The organism is Streptomyces sp. NPDC028298 (genome assembly GCF_055565895.1).
Genome location: NZ_JBVHTL010000012.1, coordinates 40,383 through 55,975 on the forward strand (window position 1 = coordinate 40,383; position 15,593 = coordinate 55,975).

A 15,593-nucleotide genomic window follows, 5' to 3' on the forward strand; every position below is an offset into this window, starting at 1 on the left:
CGCTCTTGAGGATGTTTGGGATGGCCGCGACGTTCCGGAAATCCGGGGCAGAGCACCCTACTTGGGGGTGTTGCTGATCACATCGGTCCGAAGGTGCGCATCACTCCGGGCGGGCCGGAGGAGTTCGGGGCGTGGCGGGGGCACGCGTGGAAGGTCTGTGCGACCGGCGTCGGATCGGCGCCGGTCGCACAGGCCGTCTCGTTCCGGCGGCGCCGCTACAGCGACATCTCGTACGCGCCCGACAGTGCCTCCACGCGCTTCCAGATCTCGGCCGAACGTGCCTCGTCCACGACGGGACGGCGGATCGCGCCGAGGGCCCAGGCCTGCTGCGGCTCGGTCGCGGAGTCCTTGCCGTGCAGTTCGACGCAGTGTCCGGAGAAGTCGCGGACCAGCACGGAGAACAGTTCGTCGAGCACCGACTCGTCCAGGTCCGTCAGACGCGCCTGCTCCAGGATGAGCTGTCCGTGCACCACCAGCGCGAACAACTGCCCCACCGCGAGGAGGAAGTCGAGGTCGCGGCTCTGCGCCTCGTCGGGGGCCATGGTGGTCACGAACTCGCAGAGCGCGTCGGCCTGTTCGCGGAAGCGGGCGACGTTCGGGACCTCCGCGTAGGCGTCGTAGGCGGCGCGCCAGTCGTGGAAGCGAACGGAACCCAGGCCGCGCGCCGGTCCCTGCCGGAAGAGGAAGTCGTCGTCGGCCGCGTCGAGACGGGTCGGCACGGCGGGCACGTCGATCGGGTCCAGCAGGTGGTTGCGCATGAACTTGAGGATCAGCGCGAGGTTGACGTGGACCGTGCCCTCCAGCTTGGGCAGGCCCCTGATCTCGACGGCGGCCTGGGAGAAGTAGTTGTCCTTCTCGAAGCCCTTGGCCGCGATCACGTCCCACATGAGGTCGATGACCTTCTCGCCCTCCGTGGTCACCTTCATCTTCGTCATCGGGTTGAAGAGGAGGTAGCGGCGGTCCTCGGGGCCCGCCGTACGGAAGTAGTCGACGGCGCGGTCGCTGAACAGCTTCATGCCGACGAGCCGGACGTACGCCTCGGCCAACTCCCGGCGGACGTGAGGGAACGCGGTGACGGGGCGGCCGTAGAGGACGCGGTTCTGCGCGTGGGTGACGGCCTCGTACATCGCGTGCTCGCAGATGCCGATCGAGGCGGTGCAGAGGTTGAACTTGCCGACGTTGACGGTGTTGAGGGCGGCGTCGAAGGCGGCCCGGCCGGTGTGGAGGACGTCCTCGGGGGCGACCGGGTAGCTCTCCAGGCGGAACTCGCTGACGAACTTGGAGGAGTCGACGACGTTCTTCACCAGGTGGTACGCCGGGTGGCGGCTGTCGGCGGCGAAGAAGACGTATCCGTCCGGGCCCTCGACGTCGGTGCGGCGGCCGAACACGGAGACGAGGCCGGCCGCGTTGCCGTTGCCGATGTAGTACTTGGAGCCGGTGGCCAGGAATCCGCCGTCGGCCTGGGGCTCCAGCAGCATGTCGGTGGAGTAGATGTCGGCGCCGTGGGCCTTCTCGGACAGCCCGAAGGCGAACACCTCACCCTGGGACAGGAGATCCGCGGCACGCGTGCGGGCCGCGGTGTTCTCGCTCTGCCAGACCGGTCCGAGACCGAGGATGGTCACCTGCCAGGCGTACCAATAGTCGAGACCGTAGAAGCCGAGAATCTCGTTCAGGGCGGCGATCCGGGCGGTGTCCCAGCGCTGGTCCTCGTCCGTGGCGGCGGAGGCGGGGGTGAGGAACGTGGCGAACAGGCGCTCCTTGGCCGCGAAGGCGAGGAAGTCGCCGAGCCAGGCGCGGGTGCGGTAGTCCTCGATGATGCGGCGCTTGCCGCGCTCCTCGAACCAGTCGACGGTGGCGCGCAGCAGCCTGCGCGTCTCGGGGTCGAAGTGCGCCGGGTCGTAGGTGTGCGGGTTGAACAGCAACGGAGTGGTGGTCACAGAGGTTCGCCTTCCGAGGGGTGAGGGGGTAGGGACTGCGTGACGGGAAGAGAGGGAAGCCGGGGTGCGTCAGGCCGGCCTGCGCGCGGGGCAGCTCCGCGGGTCGGCGCCGGTGACATCGGTCGTGCCGAGGGTGCGGAGCGTGGCGAGGACGTCGTCGAGCCAGGCGATCGTCATCCGCTCGTACGCGATGCCGCCGCGCAGCACGACGTGCTGGAGCTGCTGACCGGCGTCGAGCGGCGCGGGGGCGTCAGGACCGGTGAAGTCGCGCAGTTCCCCGGCGAGATAGCGCGCGAGCCGGTCGCTGTGGATCCGGTGGTGCCGCTCGACCTCGTCGACGAGCGCCGCCGGGTCGTCGAAGGCGGCCCCGCGGATCTTCACCGCGAGTTCGTGACGGATGCTCTCCGGTTCGATCGGCTCGTGCAGCCACTGGGACAGCGCGGTACGCCCGGGGCCGGCGACGGAGTACACCTTCTTGTCCGGCCGCCCCTGCTGCGGCACCTCCCGGACGGCGAGGACACCCTCGCTCTCCATGCGCTTGAGCACGCGGTAGATCTGCTGGTGCGTGGCGGTCCAGAAGTATCCGATGGACCGCTCGAACCGCCGGGCCAGCTCATAGCCGGACCCCGGCTTTTCCAGCAGGGAGACGAGGATCGCGTGTTCGAGCGCCATGGTGCACAGCTTTCTATGCAACTCGTTGCATAGACAAGCGCCGCCGCCCTTGTGAGACACGGCTCACCCGGGCCACCGCCCGCAGCACGGTGCCCCGCGCGGCGGTGACGGCGGAGTGGCCGACCTGTCCGCGCGGGGGAGCCGGGACGACCTGCGCCCGACCCGGCGGCCGAGAACCGGTCAGAACCACGGAGTGAAAGGGCCCGTGGCTCTGATCCAGCGGCCCAGCAGCCGGACGAGCTGCAGCACGGTCAGCGGCCACAGCACCGCGAAGCACCAGAGGAGTGCGGCCTGCGACGTCGTGATACCGACCACCGCGAGGACCACCGAGCAGATCAGCATCAGGACGACCGCTATCGGCAGGCGGCGTCCACCGGACCGGCGACGCGGCGTCGGCTCGTGGTCCGGCTCGTGGTCCTGTCGAAGCCCCTCCTCGATCTCCGCCAGCGCGGCTCGTTCGCGTGCTGTGAGACGGACACCGTCCGCGTGGTCCTTCTCGTCCACGGCGACGCACCTCCTGAGCGTTCTTCCACGGTGGCCCGTGGATGCGAGCCTCCGGTGCCGGGGCGGCGGATCACGTCACGCGAGGGCCGTCCTGCGGTTCCTCTTCCGGTTCGTCCGGCAGGCGCACGTCGCCGACGGCGACGTTCACCTCCACGACCTCCAGACCGGTCATGCGCTCGACGGCGGTGATCACGGCGACGCGCATGTCCGCGACCACGTCCGTGATGGGGTAGCCGTACTCGACGACGACGTCGAGGTCCACGGCGGTCTGCCGTTCGCCGACCTCGACGCTCACGCCGCGGGTCTGGCCGGGGCGCCCGGCGGGCACCCGGTCGCGGACGGACCCGAGGGCCCGGGTCATGCCCGTGCCGAGGCCGTGGACGCCCACCACCTCGCGTGCGGACGCCGCCGCGATCTTGGCCACCACGCCGTCGGCGATCGTGGTCCGTCCCTTGCCTCCCGGATCACCGGTGCCGGAGCGCCGGATCCCCGTGGCCTCGCCCGTTTCGTTCTTGGTGCTCGCTGAGCGGGTGGTCAGGTCCGTCATCAGGACCTCCTCGGTCTTCCGTGCGGACACCTCGCGTGACACTCGAGGGGGCGGGCCCCTGCCCCTCAGCCATCGTCACACGAATGGCTCAATTCGTGCGATCCGGGGCGAATGCCGCACTGCTCAAGCCGGGGCGTCTTCACCGTGCTCGCGCCGCGTAGGCCCGTACGTCCGCGTCCGGGTCCGTCGTCGCGCCGGCCAGGGCCGCGCGGGCGTCCTCGCGGGTCCCGTGGCGGGTCAGCGCGAGTACGGCGGCCTTGCGTACGTCGGCGTTCGGGTCGGCGAGGGTCCTGGCGAGGGCGGGGACCGCCGTGCCGGGGTCCGCGGCCGACAGGGCCTTGGCGGCGCCGGCCCGGACCTGCCAGGCCGGGTCGGACAGGGCGGCCAGGGCGAGGGCGTCCAGCGGTGCCGGGCACCCGGTGGTCGCCAGCGCCTCGAAGGCGGCCGCTCGCACCAGGGCGTCCGGGTCGGCCACGAGCTCGGTCAGGACCGCACGGGCCCGGCTCGGCCCGGAAGCCTCCGGCGTCGTGGCGCCGGGCCGCCCGGCGACGGCGGTGCCCAGCGCCCTGGCGATCGTGACGCGGACCTCGCGGGACGGGTCCCCGGCCGCACGGGCGACCTCTTCGGTGGCGTCGACCGACACGAGCGCCCGTACGGCCTCGATGCGGACGGCGATGCCGGAGTCGGACAGGGACCTGCGGAACAGTTCGGCGTCACCGAGGCGAAGGGCGCGCAGGACGTCGAGCGCGGCGGCGCGGACGACGGGGTCGTCGAAGGACAGGGCGGAGGCGAGGCCCTCCCGCAGGGCTTCCTCGGGCGGCAGCGTCTCGACGAGTTCGCGCAGCGAGCCCGCGGCGGCCTCGCGCACACCCGCGTCCGTGTCGACGAGCGCGGCGGCGAGCGCCGGTCCGGTGCCGGTCGGCACGGTCTCCGTCAACACGGTGACGGCGGTCCTGCGGACGACGGGATCGGAGTCGTTCAAGTAGGGCGAGACGGCGGCGAGTTCGGGTTGCTCGTCGGCGAGCGAGAGGAGCTGGAGGAGGCGAGGTGTGGCAGGCGTCTCGGAGGCGGCACCGTGAGGGTGGGCCGGATCCCTCGGCGTGGGCTCGGACCCCCTCGCCACCGGCGCGGCTTCCCGGGTCCCGGCCGTCGCCACCTGCTGCGGGTGGACCTCGCCGAGACGGCGGGAAGGACCGCCGACCGGACGGAAGCCGTCAACCGGCACCGCGTACGGAGCCACCGGCCGGGCCGTGAACTCCATCGTCCCGGAAGGGGACTTGTACAGGTCCAGGTGGTGGAACCAGGACGCGTCGTCACGCCGGGGGTGGTCGAGGCGGTCGTGGTAGAGGCCCCAGCGGGACTCCGTACGGGCCAGCGAGGCCCGCGCCGCCATCTCCGCGCAGTCACGGATGAAGGTGACCTCGGCGCAGCGCATCAGCTCGTGCGCGGTGCGCGCGCCCATCGAGGCGATGTCGGCCCGCATCCGCTCGAACGCCTCCAGTGCGAGGGACAGCCGGGCCCCGGACTTCGGCGGCGCCACGTAGTCGTTCACGAAACGGCGCAGTTTGTACTCGACCTGGGGCTGCGGGGGGCCGTCCGGGTTGCGCAGCGGGCGGTAGATCAGTTCGTGGGCCTCGCGCAGTTGCCCGGACGGCAACTCGCCCTCGTACGGCGTGAACCGGGCGGCGTCCGCGCCCGCCAGGTCGCCGAACACGAACGCGCCGATCATGTAGTTGTGCGGTACGCAGGCCAGGTCGCCGGCGGCGTACAGGCGCGGGACCGTCGTACGGGCGTGGTCGTCCACCCGGACCCCGGAGGCCGAATGACCGCCGCACAGCCCGATTTCGGAGATGTGCATCTCGACGTCGTGCGTACGGTAGTCGTGGCCGCGCCCGGAGTGGAAGGCGCCCCGCGTCGGGCGCTCGGTCGAGTGCAGGATGGTCTCCAGGGCCGCGACCGACTCCTCCGGGAGATGGCTCAGTTTCAGGTACACCGGGCCGCGGTCGGACGCCACCTCGGCGGCGAACTCGGCCATCATCTGACCGGACCAGTAGTCGGAGTCGACGAACCGCTCTCCGTGCCGGTTGACCTGGTAGCCGCCGAAGGGGTTCGCCACGTAGGCGCAGGCCGGACCGTTGTAGTCCTTGATCAGCGGGTTGATCTGGAAGCACTCGATACCGGTGAGCTCGGCGCCCGCGTGATACGCCATCGCGTAGCCGTCGCCCGCGTTGGTCGGGTTCTCGTACGTGCCGTACAGGTACCCGGAGGCGGGCAGGCCGAGCCGGCCGCAGGCGCCGGTCGCCAGGATCACGGCGCCGGCGCGGACGGTGACGAACCGCCCCGTACGGGTGTTGAACCCGGCCGCGCCAACGGCCCTGCCGCCCGCCGTCAGCACGCGCACCGGCATCACCCGGTTCTCGATGCGGATCCGCTCCCGCATCTCCCGCCGCCGCAACTGCCGGTACAGCACCTTCTTGACGTCCTTGCCCTCGGGCATCGGCAGCACGTAGGAGCCGGACCGGTGCACCTGGCGGACCGCGTACTCGCCGTGTTCGTCCTTCTCGAACTTCACCCCGTACGACTCCAGGCGCCGCACCATCGCGAAACCGCGGGTGGCGGTCTGGCGGACGGTGGACTGGTCGACGATGCCGTCGTTGGCGCGGGTGATCTCCGCGACGTAGTCGTCGGGCTCCGCGCGCCCCGGGACGACCGCGTTGTTGACGCCGTCCATGCCCATCGCGAGCGCGCCGGAGTGGCGGACGTGGGCCTTCTCCAACAGCAGGACGTCCGCCCCGTGTTCGGCCGCCGTCAGCGCCGCCATGGTGCCGGCGGTGCCGCCTCCGATGACGAGGACGTCGCAGCTCAGCTCCTCGGCGTCGGCGAGGGCGGGGATCTCCAGGGGGGTGTGCACGGAGGTGGTCACCGAAGGGCCTTTCAGGTACCGAGCGAGGAGAGGACTTCGCGTCGCAGCGCCACGCGTGCCGGGTCGTCGTGCGCCGCGCGGTCGCGTGGACGGGGCACGTCGTGCAGCGCGACCGGCCGACCGGAGCCGAACAAGGCCACACGGTCGCCGAGGAACAGGGCCTCGTCGACGTCGTGGGTCACGAACACCACGGTCGCGCCCGTCCCGCGCAGCACCTCCACCAGCAGATCCTGCATGCCGGCGCGGGTCTGGGCGTCGAGGGCGCCGAAGGGTTCGTCCATGAGGACGGCGCGCGGCTCCGGCGCCAGCGCGCGGGCCAGTTGGGCGCGCTGCCGCTGGCCGCCGGACACGCGGTGGGGCAACTGACCGGACCGCTCGGCGAGTCCGACCCGGGCGAGCCAGGACTCGGCCCGGGTGCGGCGTTCGGTGCGCGGCAATCCCTTGATGGCGAGGGGCAGTTCGACGTTCGCGCGCAGGGACCGCCAGGGCAGCAGGGCGTCCTCCTGGAAGATCAGCGCGCGGTCGGCGGAGGGGCCCGTGAGCCGGCGTCCGTCCTGGGTGACCTCTCCGGAGAGGGGCGCCAGCAGCCCGGCGAGGGTGCGCAGCAGCGTCGACTTGCCACAGCCGGAGGGGCCGACGATGCTGAGGATCCCGCCGGGGGCGACCTGGAGGTCCACCCCGTGCAGCACGGGCGCTCCCGGCCGGCCGAGGACGGCCTCGCGCAGGGTGAGGGCAGCGCCGGTGTACGACGGTGAACGGACGTCAGACGAACTGGTCATGGGGCACGTCCTTATCGGTCCTGGGCAGGGCCCGTACGGGGACGGTGGCGCCGCGCGCCTCCCGCGGCACCCGCGCGCCGGGGACGTACGACGTACGAGGCAGCCAGTGCGTGAGGCGACGGCCCAGGAGCTCCACGGCCGTCGACGTGATCCAGCCGAGGACGCCGATCGTGACCATCCCCACGAACACGCCTGGGTAGTTGACGATCGTGTAGTCCTGCCAGGTGCGATAGCCGACGCCGTACTGGCCGGAGATCATCTCGGCGGAGATGACACAGATCCACGAGACTCCGAGGCCGACCGAGAGACCGCCGAAGACGCCGGGCAGCGCGCCCGGCAGGACGACCGAGCCGAGGACGCGCAGACGTCCGGCGCCCATCGTCCGCACCGCCTCCTCCCACACCGGTGTCAGGGCGCGCACGGCGTGCCGGGTCGAGACGAGCACCGGGAAGAAGGCGGCGGTGAAGGTGATGAAGACGATGCCCTGTTCGTTCGAGGGCAACAGGAGGATCGCCACGGGTACCAGGGCGATGGCCGGGATGGGCCGGACGACTTCGAGCAGCGGGCCGAGCAGGTCCTCGGCGAGGCGGGAGCGGGCCACGAGCACGCCCGTGGCCACGCCCAGGACGGCGGCCAGCAGGAAGCCGGTGAGGATGCGGGTGAGGCTGTCGGTGAGGTCCGTCCAGTAGTCGGGGCCGGACAGCCGGTCGGCGAAGGCGCGGGCCACGTCGGCGACCGTGGGGAACTGCGAGAAGCGCAGCCACAGGTCGACGTCAAGGCCGGTCAGCACCTGCCAGACGCCGAGGGCGCCGGCCAGTGAGCCGAACCGCAGGGCGAACCGGCCCGCCCGGCGCGGATAGCGGAGCGTGAGGCGTCCGTCTCGTCGTTCCTTCCGGGGCGTGACGGGGGCGCCCTGTACGGCGCCGCCGGGCGGGACTCGGTGCGTCCGGGGCGCGTCCCGGCTCATGACGCCCGCCGCAGCGCGTCGGCGTACGTGATGACACGGGCGCCGGTGTGCCCGGCGACGTACGCCTTCGCGGTCGCCGGTGCGACGAAGGGGAGCAGCCGGCCGCCGTCGTCCACCCAGACCGCCTTGTCGGCGAACCAGAGGGTGCCGGTGGTGGCGTCGGGCACGTACGCGGCGCGGATCGTGGCCTTGTGCCGTGCGACGTAACTCAGCAGTTGGGCCGGGGACTTGAAGGTGCGGGTCCGCTCGGCGCCCTTGAGCCACACCTCGCCGGCGGGGGCCGCGGGCCGGGTGGCCAGGTGCTCGGCGTAGCCGGCTCCGAGGGCCTTCCTGACGTACCGGTCGTCGACGAAGGCGTCGACGTCCACGTCGCCGGTGAGCTTGGCGGCCTTGAGGATCGTCACGTCCTGCTTCAGCGCGTCGACGAGCCGCGGCTTGAGCGCCGGGTCGAAGGTGGAGATGCCGTGGGCGCCGTTGTACAGGTAGACGACCTCGGCGGGCAGCCCGGTGGCCTCGGCCACCTTCTCGGCCGCGGCGACGGGGTGGGCGTCGAGATAGTCCGTGGCCTCCGCCTGGGCCCTGAGGAAGGCTTCCAGGACGGCGGGCCGCTTCTCGGCGAAGTCCTCGCGGGCGGTGACGCCGTGGAAGGTCGGCAGGTCGAGCTCGGCGCCGTCGTACAGGGCCTTCGCCTTGCCCTGGTAGGCGAGCAGGCCCGGCCAGGCGACGAACTGGGACAGCGCGTCCACGCTGCCCGCGGAGAGGGCGGACGCCCCCACCGCGGGCTGCTGGTTGAGCTTCTGGACGCCCTCGTCGGGATCGATGCCGGCGCGTCGCAGGGCCCGGATGAGGGTGCCGTCGGCGGCCGAGCCGATGCTCGTCGAGACCTTCTTGCCCTTGAGGCCCGCGAGCGAGCCGATCGTGGAGTCGGGGGCCGTGACGATGGTGTTGAGGCCGCCGCGGAGGTTGTAGCCGGTGACCGACACCAGGCGCGTGGGGCGGTTGAGCTGCTTGCCCCGGGCCGCGTTGATCAGGAGGGGGAAGTCGCCCATCGAGCCGATGTCGATCTTGCCGGCGGTCATCTGGGCGGTGATGGGGGCGCCTGTGGCGTAGTCCTGCCAGTCGACCTTGTAGGTGTGGCCGTCGTGGAGGGCGTCGAGCTCCTTCTCGAAGTCGCCGAGCGAGCGCAGGAGGGTGCCCGCCGTGACGGTGTTGATGGTCTTGGACTGGTAGCCCACCGTGACGGTGACGGTGGAGCCGTCACCTCCCGCCGCGGTTCCGCCGCACGCCGTCAGGGGGAGGAGCAGGAGGAGAGCCGCGCCGACTGCTGTGCGCTTCATGGGAGTTCGAGACCTTTCGGGACCGGTCACCGGAGCAGGTAGGGCATGTTGACCGTGACGGCTCCGGTGGGACAGCGGGCCGCGCACGGGCCGCAGTACCAGCACTCGTCGACGTGCATGTACGCCTTGCCGTTGCTCTCGTCGATGGCGAGGGAGTCCAGCGGGCACATGTCCACGCAGAGCGTGCAGCCGTCGATGCACTTCGACTGGTCGATGGTCACGGGCACGTCGGCCCGCTGGGGCGCCAAGGGCATGGCTGTCTCCCGAAAGGTCGTGCGGAGGAAGGTGGTTGTGTTCAGCGCGAGCGGTGCAGGAGGCCGCTCATGGTGATGCGGTCGCCGCGGAACCGGATGAACTCCAGGTCGACCGGGCGGCCGTCGGCGAGGTGCGTGAGCCGTTCCAGCATGAGGACGGCGGTGCCGCGCGGGGCTTCGAGCACGGCGGCGGAGTGCGCGTCCGCGGTGACCGCCTCCAGGGTGATCTCGGCGTGGCCCAGGGGCCGGCCGGTGATGGTCTCCAGGAGGCGGAAGACGTCGGTGTTCTCCAGATCGGCGCCGAGCAGGGCGGTGCCGATGTCGAGGGGGATGTAGGTGAGGTCGAGGGAGAGCGGGAGACCGGCCAGGCGGCGCAGGCGTTCGATGTAGAGGACGTCGGTGCCGGGCGGGACCTGGAGGCGTTCGGCGACCGGGGCCGGCGCCGGCGCGGGGCCCGCCGTACGGACCTCGTTGGTGACGCGGCCGTGCTCGTGGAGGGTTTCGGCGAGGCCCATCAGGCGGTCGAGGCCGTGACGGTACTTCCGGGCGACGACCACGGTGCCGACGCCCGGCTGGCGTTCGACGAGCCCTTCGGCGCGCAGCAGGTCGAGGGCCTGACGGACGGTGTTGCGGGAGGCGCGGTAGTCGCCGGCGAGGATCGACTCGTGAGGCAACGTGTCCGTGGGAAAGCCGCCAGTGAGGAGCTGGTGGCGGAGGAGATCGGCGAGCTGCCGGGCCCGGTCGGCGCGCAGCCGGCGCCGCGCACGGTGGGCGGCGACGGTGGTCGCGCCCTGGCCGGCGTGGTCTCGGATGCGGTCGGTGGGAGGCACGGATCGAACCCTACCGATCCGATGGGGAAAGCCGTGTTGCCGGAATGTTGCGCCACTTGAGGAAGCATCGGATGCCCGGCTGACCTGGTGCTTTCGACGTGTGGGGGCCAGATGTGCCAGTGACCGGGAGCCGTGGGGAAGCCCTCGCGGAGAACCGGGCCCGGCGCCGCGCCGGCGCCTGGAGCCGGTTCACGACCACTGCCCCACCCCGGCCCCGCGCTCAGTGCGCCGCGCCTGCCCGGGTGCTCAGATGTGCCAGGTCACGGTGTTGTCCGCGGCGGTGACCAAGGCCAGGACGATCAGGTCGGCGGCGCCGAGCAGTATCCCGAGGTAGGCGCGGTGACGGTGGGTCGTGCCGCGGTGCAGCGCGAGCAGCCCGAGGACGATGGCGGTCGGTCCCAGGAACAGGTTGAAGACCAGGAGTCCGATCAGTCCGAGAACGAACGACGCCGCGGCCAGGACGTACGGGTCGCGGCGTGAAGTCGTGTGGGCCGTGTCGGTCATGAGCCGGCTCACCGGGCCTCCTCGCCACGGTAGGAAGCACCCTTGCGTGCCGCGTCACCGTCGGGACGGTGTTTGCGCAGACCGTAGACGAGCAGCCAGCACCCGATGACGGCGGACGCGGCGAGGGTGACGGGCAGCGGCAGGTGCGCGGCGGCACCCACCACCACTCCGAGGAGCAGGAAAGCGGCGACGAGGAAGAGCATGTGTCTCCTTCGGGTCCGGGAGGCGCGCGGAGTCGCGGGCGAATGATCAGCGCAGCCCGGGTGCCCGGGCACTCACCCAGGAAACGTCGGCCGTTCCGCCGCCGGCGATGTCGGCCTGAACCGTGCGGCCCACCCGGCGGCTTCGGCCACGGGCGGATCCGGCCAGAGGAGGGCGCGGTCCGAATGCCTCGCGGGGGCCATGAGGGCGCGTGGCGTCAGGGGGGCCATGAGGGCGCGTGACGTCAGGGGAGTGACGCGTGCGCTCGGCGTCAGGGGTTGGTCCAGGCTGCCGGGGGCTCGGTCAACGCGCAGACTTCGGCGGGCAGTTGGGCCGACGCGACGTCGGCGAGCGAGACGCCTTCGAGGATCTCGCGCACGTTGGACCGCAGCGCGATCCACAGGGGGAGCAGCGACTGGGCGGGCCCGGTGTAGGTCAGGTCCGGAGGGCGCACCCCGCGCACCGAGACGAGAGGCCCGTCCACGGCGCGTATGACGTCGGCGATGGTGATGGACGCGGCGGGTCCGGCCAGACGATAGCCGCCGTTGCCGCCGCGCTGGCTCAGCACGAGTCCGCCCCGGCGCATGTCGTTCAGGATGCCTTCGAGGAACTTGTGCGGAATGTCCTGCGCCTCGGCGATGGCCTCCGCCTTCAACGGCAGCTCGTCCCGTGACGCTGCGAGCTGCAGCGCGGCCCGTACCGCGTAGTCCGCCCTGGCTGAAATCCGCATGTGCGCATTATCCCGTACGGCTCGGTTCGGTTTCACGCTCTCCGGTTCAGACGGGCAGGACGAACGGAGGGTGCGCGCCGTTGAGGAAGTAGTCCCCGACGTCACGGAGACGGTGACCGACCGGCTCGTACAAGGTGTGGGTGCGCGCGTTGCGCCAGAAGCGGTCGAATCCCAGCCGCGTGGACGCCGAGCGGGCGCCGATGACGTCGAGGGCCCGGGTGGTGGACTCCTGCGCGGCCCTGGACGCGGCGGCCTCGGCCATGGCCACGAGGACGGAGATCTCCGCGTACTCGTCGTAGTCGAGGTCTTCTCCTCGTGCCAGTCCGTCGTGCACGGCTTGTACCGCCTGTTCGGCGAGTGCCGCGGCGGAGCGGGTGAGGACGGTGAGTTCCCCGTGCAGGGTCAGGGTCCGCGGGTCGGGGGCGGAGCCGTCCGGCCAGGCGGGGTTCCGGAGCCGGTGGCCCGCCCTGCTGTACTCGCGTACCTCGGTGAGCACCCCCTCGGCGATGCCGAGCAGGAGCTGGACGGAGAGAAGGTGCCCGACCGGCGAGGTGAAGGCCGTCAGCGGCGACAGGACGTCCTCGTCCGCGGACAGCGATCCGAGTACGTGGGCGGCGGCGACCGGCACGGCGTGGAAGTCCACACTGCCGCCGGCCGCGAGCCGCTGCCCGAAGGCGTCCGCATCGCCCTCGATCCGTACGCCGGGATGGGCGGGATCCACGATGACGGCGAAGGGCTCACCGGTGTCGGTCCGTTCGCCCCGCACGGCAAGACGGTCGGCGACCAGGACTCCCGTGGCATAGCTCTGCCGGCCGTCCAGGACGAAGCCGCCGCCCTTCCTGGCCAGCCTCAGCGACGGTTCCTGACGTGCGAAGCCGCCACCCCAGAGATAGGGCTTCTTGGACGAGCGCTGCACGGCCTCGGTGGCGCGGGCGGAGTCGGCGAAGGACAGCGCGCTCCACGACAAGAAGTAGTGACAGCCCAGCAGTTGGCCGATCGCGCCGTCCGCGGCGGAGATCTCCCGGACGACGGCGTAGGCCGTCGTCCAGTCCGCCCCTCCTCCGCCCGCGTCGGCCGGTACCAGCAGGGTCAGAAGTCCCGCCTCGCGCAGCCGGGACACCTCGTCGAAGGGGGTCTTGCCCGCCTGCTCCCTGGCCACCGCGTCCGTGGCCAGGTCGTCGGCCGTCTCGCGGGCCGCGCGCAGCCAGTGCGCGTGGTCCGGTCCGGTCCGGTCGGATGCGGAGTCGGCTCCGGGCGGTGCGGTGGCAACGGCCATGATGATGGTGTCCTCAAATCGGCGGTCGGGCGCCTGGTCGGGAATGTCCTGCCGGGCCGCCACGCGGACGTTGCCCGTGCGCCGGACGGCGGGGATGCGGTGGCCCCCGGGTCCTGCCCGGGGTCGGGGCGGGACGGCGGGCGGGCGGCGGTGTCGCGGGATCACCGCGGGGAGCGAAGGCCCGGCGGCACCCGCGACGAGTGCGCCAGGCGTCCTACGCGGCGCGACAGACGGCGCTGGCGACGTGACCGAAGTCGACGTGCCGACGGCGAACCAGTCGCTGCTGCGTGGGGGGCATGTACATCATCCTGCGCATCCCGTGGACCTGCGGTCAATGGTTTCCTAGTAAATCGATAGGAAATCCGCGGGAGCGGTCCCACGGACGGTGGAACGGGCCCGAAAGGTACCGGCCAAGGCCGGTCGTCCGGCATGCGGGCCGCAGTTGACGGGACGCCAGATGTATTGCTCAATGAGTCGCATGAACGCGGAGCATCGCCTGGTCACCCGCGACCACATCGACTTCGGTCGGGTGTGGTCCGCCGCCTGTTGCGCCTGACGCGACAGCGGGCCGTCCCGAACGGCCCGTCCCTCCCTCGGTGACCCGTCCCGAACGGCCGTCCCTCCCTCGGTGACCCGTCCCGGGCGGAGTTCGTTCCTCGCGGTATCGCCGCGAGCCGCGAGCGCGTGCTGAGCACGCGCTGAACCCGCCCGCCGCCCTTCCTTTCGTTCCTCCTTCGTCTTCGCCTGCTTATTTGTCTTCGCCTTCGTGTACGGGCGGTCCGCGCGACCTGACACGCGCACCCGTCGCCCGACGCGCCCCGAGCCCGGATCCGGGCACACCCACAGGACCGCAGAAAGGCCATTTCCCATGCCCGTGGAGTTCCTTGGCATCGCCGCCACGCATGACGGCTCCGAGACCACCCCGCGCTCCGGCGCCGCCTTCGACAAGGAGTACACGCTCCGGCTCGCGCGGGCGCACGAGGACAACGGCTGGGACCGGGTGCTGTTCGCCTACGGTTCCGGATCGCCGGATCCCGCCCCGGCCGCCGCCTACATCGCGAGCAGGCTGGACCGGCTCCAGATCCTGCTCGCCCACCGGCCCAACGTCTCGTACCCGACCTTCGCCGCGAAGACCTTCGCCACCCTCGACCAGATCAGCGAGGGCCGGCTCACCGTGCACTTCATCACCGGCGGCAACGACCGCGAACAGGGTCGTGAGGGCGACACCCTCACCAAGGACGAACGCTACGCCCGCACACGGGAGTACATCCGGATCGTCAAGAAGATCTGGACCACCCACGAGCCCTTCGACCACGAAGGCGAGCACTACCGCTTCCACGACTTCGTGAGCGACGTGTTCCCGGTGCAACAACCGCGTCCTGGCGTGTCCTTCGGCGGCTCCTCACCCGCCGCGTACGCCGCCGGAGGCGCCGAGGCCGACATCTACTGCCTGTGGGGCGAGCCGCTGGAGAAGACCGCCGAGCAGATCGAGGCGGTGAAAGCGGCCGCGAAGGCTGCGGGCCGCGCCGAAGTCCCGCGCATCCAGGTGGCGTTCCGCCCGATCATCGCCCCGACCGAGGAACTGGCCTGGGAGAAGGCCCACCGCACGGTCGGTGCGATCAAGGCCCGGCAGGAGAACGGCGAGCCGCTCACCAGGCGGCACAGCGTCGGTGGCCGGCCCCAGAACACCGGCTCGCAACGGCTGATCGCCATCGCCGAGGCGGGGGAGCGCTACGACCGCGCCCTGTGGACCCCCACCGCCGCCGCGACCGGAGGCGCGGGCAACTCCAATGCCCTGGTCGGAACCCCGGAGACGGTCGCCCGGGCCCTGCTGGACTACTACGACCTCGGCGTCGACATCCTCTCCGCCCGCGGCTACGACCTGCTGGACGACGCGATCGACTTCGGTCGGTACGTGATCCCGATCGTCAGGGAAGAGGTCGCCAAACGCGACGCAGAGCGTGCGGCGCGCGGTACCCGGAACGCCGTGGCGGTCCACGGCTGACGCCCGTCGCACGGCGATCCTCACCCGAGGTCGCACAGCGGCCCCCGGACCCTCTCGCGTGTGGAGGTCGACGAACCCTCCCTGTTCTGGGGAGGGGGGTCGCCGGCGAGTGTCCGCAGCAGCCGAG

The 15,593-nt window shown here is 71.7% G+C and carries 15 protein-coding genes; 1 reads left to right on the forward strand and 14 read right to left on the reverse strand.

Annotated features, from left to right (window positions below; all coding sequences use genetic code 11):
- Positions 1-215: 215 nt before the first annotated feature.
- The 14 genes from ACZ4TO_RS37745 to ACZ4TO_RS37810 all read right to left on the reverse strand — a co-directional run bounded on the left by ACZ4TO_RS37745 (position 216) and on the right by ACZ4TO_RS37810 (position 13,461).
- The gene (locus tag ACZ4TO_RS37745; protein WP_468026572.1) at positions 216-1,937 is read right to left on the reverse strand and encodes an acyl-CoA dehydrogenase family protein; all 1,722 of its coding nucleotides are present in this window, start codon (positions 1,935-1,937) and stop codon (positions 216-218) included.
- Between the two features lie 69 nt (positions 1,938-2,006).
- Positions 2,007-2,609, reverse strand: a complete 603-nt coding sequence (locus ACZ4TO_RS37750) for a PadR family transcriptional regulator (RefSeq protein ID WP_468026573.1) — start codon at positions 2,607-2,609, stop codon at positions 2,007-2,009.
- Positions 2,610-2,789: 180 nt separating this feature from the next.
- A complete protein-coding gene (locus ACZ4TO_RS37755) occupies positions 2,790-3,113 on the reverse strand; it encodes a DUF3040 domain-containing protein (protein WP_385041740.1) in 324 nt (107 codons plus the stop codon).
- Between the two features lie 70 nt (positions 3,114-3,183).
- The gene (locus tag ACZ4TO_RS37760; RefSeq protein ID WP_382778446.1) at positions 3,184-3,660 is read right to left on the reverse strand and encodes an Asp23/Gls24 family envelope stress response protein; all 477 of its coding nucleotides are present in this window, start codon (positions 3,658-3,660) and stop codon (positions 3,184-3,186) included.
- A gap of 139 nt (positions 3,661-3,799) precedes the next feature.
- Entirely contained in the window at positions 3,800-6,583 is a 2,784-nt protein-coding gene (locus ACZ4TO_RS37765) for a fumarate reductase/succinate dehydrogenase flavoprotein subunit (protein ID WP_468026574.1), read from the reverse strand.
- An 11-nt stretch (positions 6,584-6,594) separates the two neighbouring features.
- The gene (locus ACZ4TO_RS37770; RefSeq protein WP_468026575.1) at positions 6,595-7,362 is read right to left on the reverse strand and encodes an ABC transporter ATP-binding protein; all 768 of its coding nucleotides are present in this window, start codon (positions 7,360-7,362) and stop codon (positions 6,595-6,597) included.
- The gene (locus tag ACZ4TO_RS37775) at positions 7,346-8,329 is read right to left on the reverse strand and encodes an ABC transporter permease (protein ID WP_468026576.1); all 984 of its coding nucleotides are present in this window, start codon (positions 8,327-8,329) and stop codon (positions 7,346-7,348) included. Before ACZ4TO_RS37775 ends, ACZ4TO_RS37770 begins: the two co-directional genes overlap by 17 nt.
- The gene (locus ACZ4TO_RS37780) at positions 8,326-9,666 is read right to left on the reverse strand and encodes an ABC transporter substrate-binding protein (protein ID WP_468026577.1); all 1,341 of its coding nucleotides are present in this window, start codon (positions 9,664-9,666) and stop codon (positions 8,326-8,328) included. The genes ACZ4TO_RS37775 and ACZ4TO_RS37780 overlap by 4 nt, the downstream gene beginning before the upstream one ends.
- A 26-nt stretch (positions 9,667-9,692) precedes the next feature.
- Complete coding sequence (locus ACZ4TO_RS37785) at positions 9,693-9,920, reverse strand: 4Fe-4S dicluster domain-containing protein (RefSeq protein ID WP_351693958.1); 228 nt, start codon at positions 9,918-9,920, stop codon at positions 9,693-9,695.
- 41 nt (positions 9,921-9,961) lie between these two features.
- A complete protein-coding gene (locus ACZ4TO_RS37790) occupies positions 9,962-10,750 on the reverse strand; it encodes a GntR family transcriptional regulator (protein ID WP_382778441.1) in 789 nt (262 codons plus the stop codon).
- Positions 10,751-10,996: 246 nt separating this feature from the next.
- On the reverse strand, positions 10,997-11,266 hold the full coding sequence (locus tag ACZ4TO_RS37795) for a DUF4190 domain-containing protein (RefSeq protein ID WP_382778440.1): 270 nt from the start codon (positions 11,264-11,266) through the stop codon (positions 10,997-10,999).
- A complete protein-coding gene (locus ACZ4TO_RS37800) occupies positions 11,263-11,457 on the reverse strand; it encodes a DUF8015 family protein (protein ID WP_382778439.1) in 195 nt (64 codons plus the stop codon). Before ACZ4TO_RS37800 ends, ACZ4TO_RS37795 begins: the two co-directional genes overlap by 4 nt.
- A gap of 269 nt (positions 11,458-11,726) precedes the next feature.
- Positions 11,727-12,185, reverse strand: a complete 459-nt coding sequence (locus ACZ4TO_RS37805; protein WP_468026578.1) for an RrF2 family transcriptional regulator — start codon at positions 12,183-12,185, stop codon at positions 11,727-11,729.
- Positions 12,186-12,231: 46 nt separating this feature from the next.
- On the reverse strand, positions 12,232-13,461 hold the full coding sequence (locus ACZ4TO_RS37810; RefSeq protein WP_468026579.1) for an acyl-CoA dehydrogenase family protein: 1,230 nt from the start codon (positions 13,459-13,461) through the stop codon (positions 12,232-12,234).
- An 868-nt stretch (positions 13,462-14,329) separates the two neighbouring features.
- Here ACZ4TO_RS37810 and ACZ4TO_RS37815 point away from each other — a divergent pair.
- Complete coding sequence (locus ACZ4TO_RS37815; protein ID WP_382778436.1) at positions 14,330-15,466, forward strand: LLM class flavin-dependent oxidoreductase; 1,137 nt, start codon at positions 14,330-14,332, stop codon at positions 15,464-15,466.
- Positions 15,467-15,593 lie beyond the last annotated feature (127 nt).

Excerpts from the sequence above, each read along its gene's own strand:
- ACZ4TO_RS37780 (WP_468026577.1), bottom strand. The coding sequence starts at position 9,666 with ATGAAGCGCACAGCAGTCGGCGCGGCTCTCCTCCTGCTCCTCCCCCTG.
- ACZ4TO_RS37815 (WP_382778436.1), top strand. The coding sequence starts at position 14,330 with ATGCCCGTGGAGTTCCTTGGCATCGCCGCCACGCATGACGGCTCCGAG.
- ACZ4TO_RS37760 (WP_382778446.1), bottom strand. The coding sequence starts at position 3,660 with ATGACGGACCTGACCACCCGCTCAGCGAGCACCAAGAACGAAACGGGC.
- ACZ4TO_RS37805 (WP_468026578.1), bottom strand. The coding sequence starts at position 12,185 with ATGCGGATTTCAGCCAGGGCGGACTACGCGGTACGGGCCGCGCTGCAG.
- ACZ4TO_RS37750 (WP_468026573.1), bottom strand. The coding sequence starts at position 2,609 with ATGGCGCTCGAACACGCGATCCTCGTCTCCCTGCTGGAAAAGCCGGGG.
- ACZ4TO_RS37810 (WP_468026579.1), bottom strand. The coding sequence starts at position 13,461 with ATGGCCGTTGCCACCGCACCGCCCGGAGCCGACTCCGCATCCGACCGG.
- ACZ4TO_RS37770 (WP_468026575.1), bottom strand. The coding sequence starts at position 7,362 with ATGACCAGTTCGTCTGACGTCCGTTCACCGTCGTACACCGGCGCTGCC.
- ACZ4TO_RS37800 (WP_382778439.1), bottom strand. The coding sequence starts at position 11,457 with ATGCTCTTCCTCGTCGCCGCTTTCCTGCTCCTCGGAGTGGTGGTGGGT.
- ACZ4TO_RS37785 (WP_351693958.1), bottom strand. The coding sequence starts at position 9,920 with ATGCCCTTGGCGCCCCAGCGGGCCGACGTGCCCGTGACCATCGACCAG.
- ACZ4TO_RS37775 (WP_468026576.1), bottom strand. The coding sequence starts at position 8,329 with ATGAGCCGGGACGCGCCCCGGACGCACCGAGTCCCGCCCGGCGGCGCC.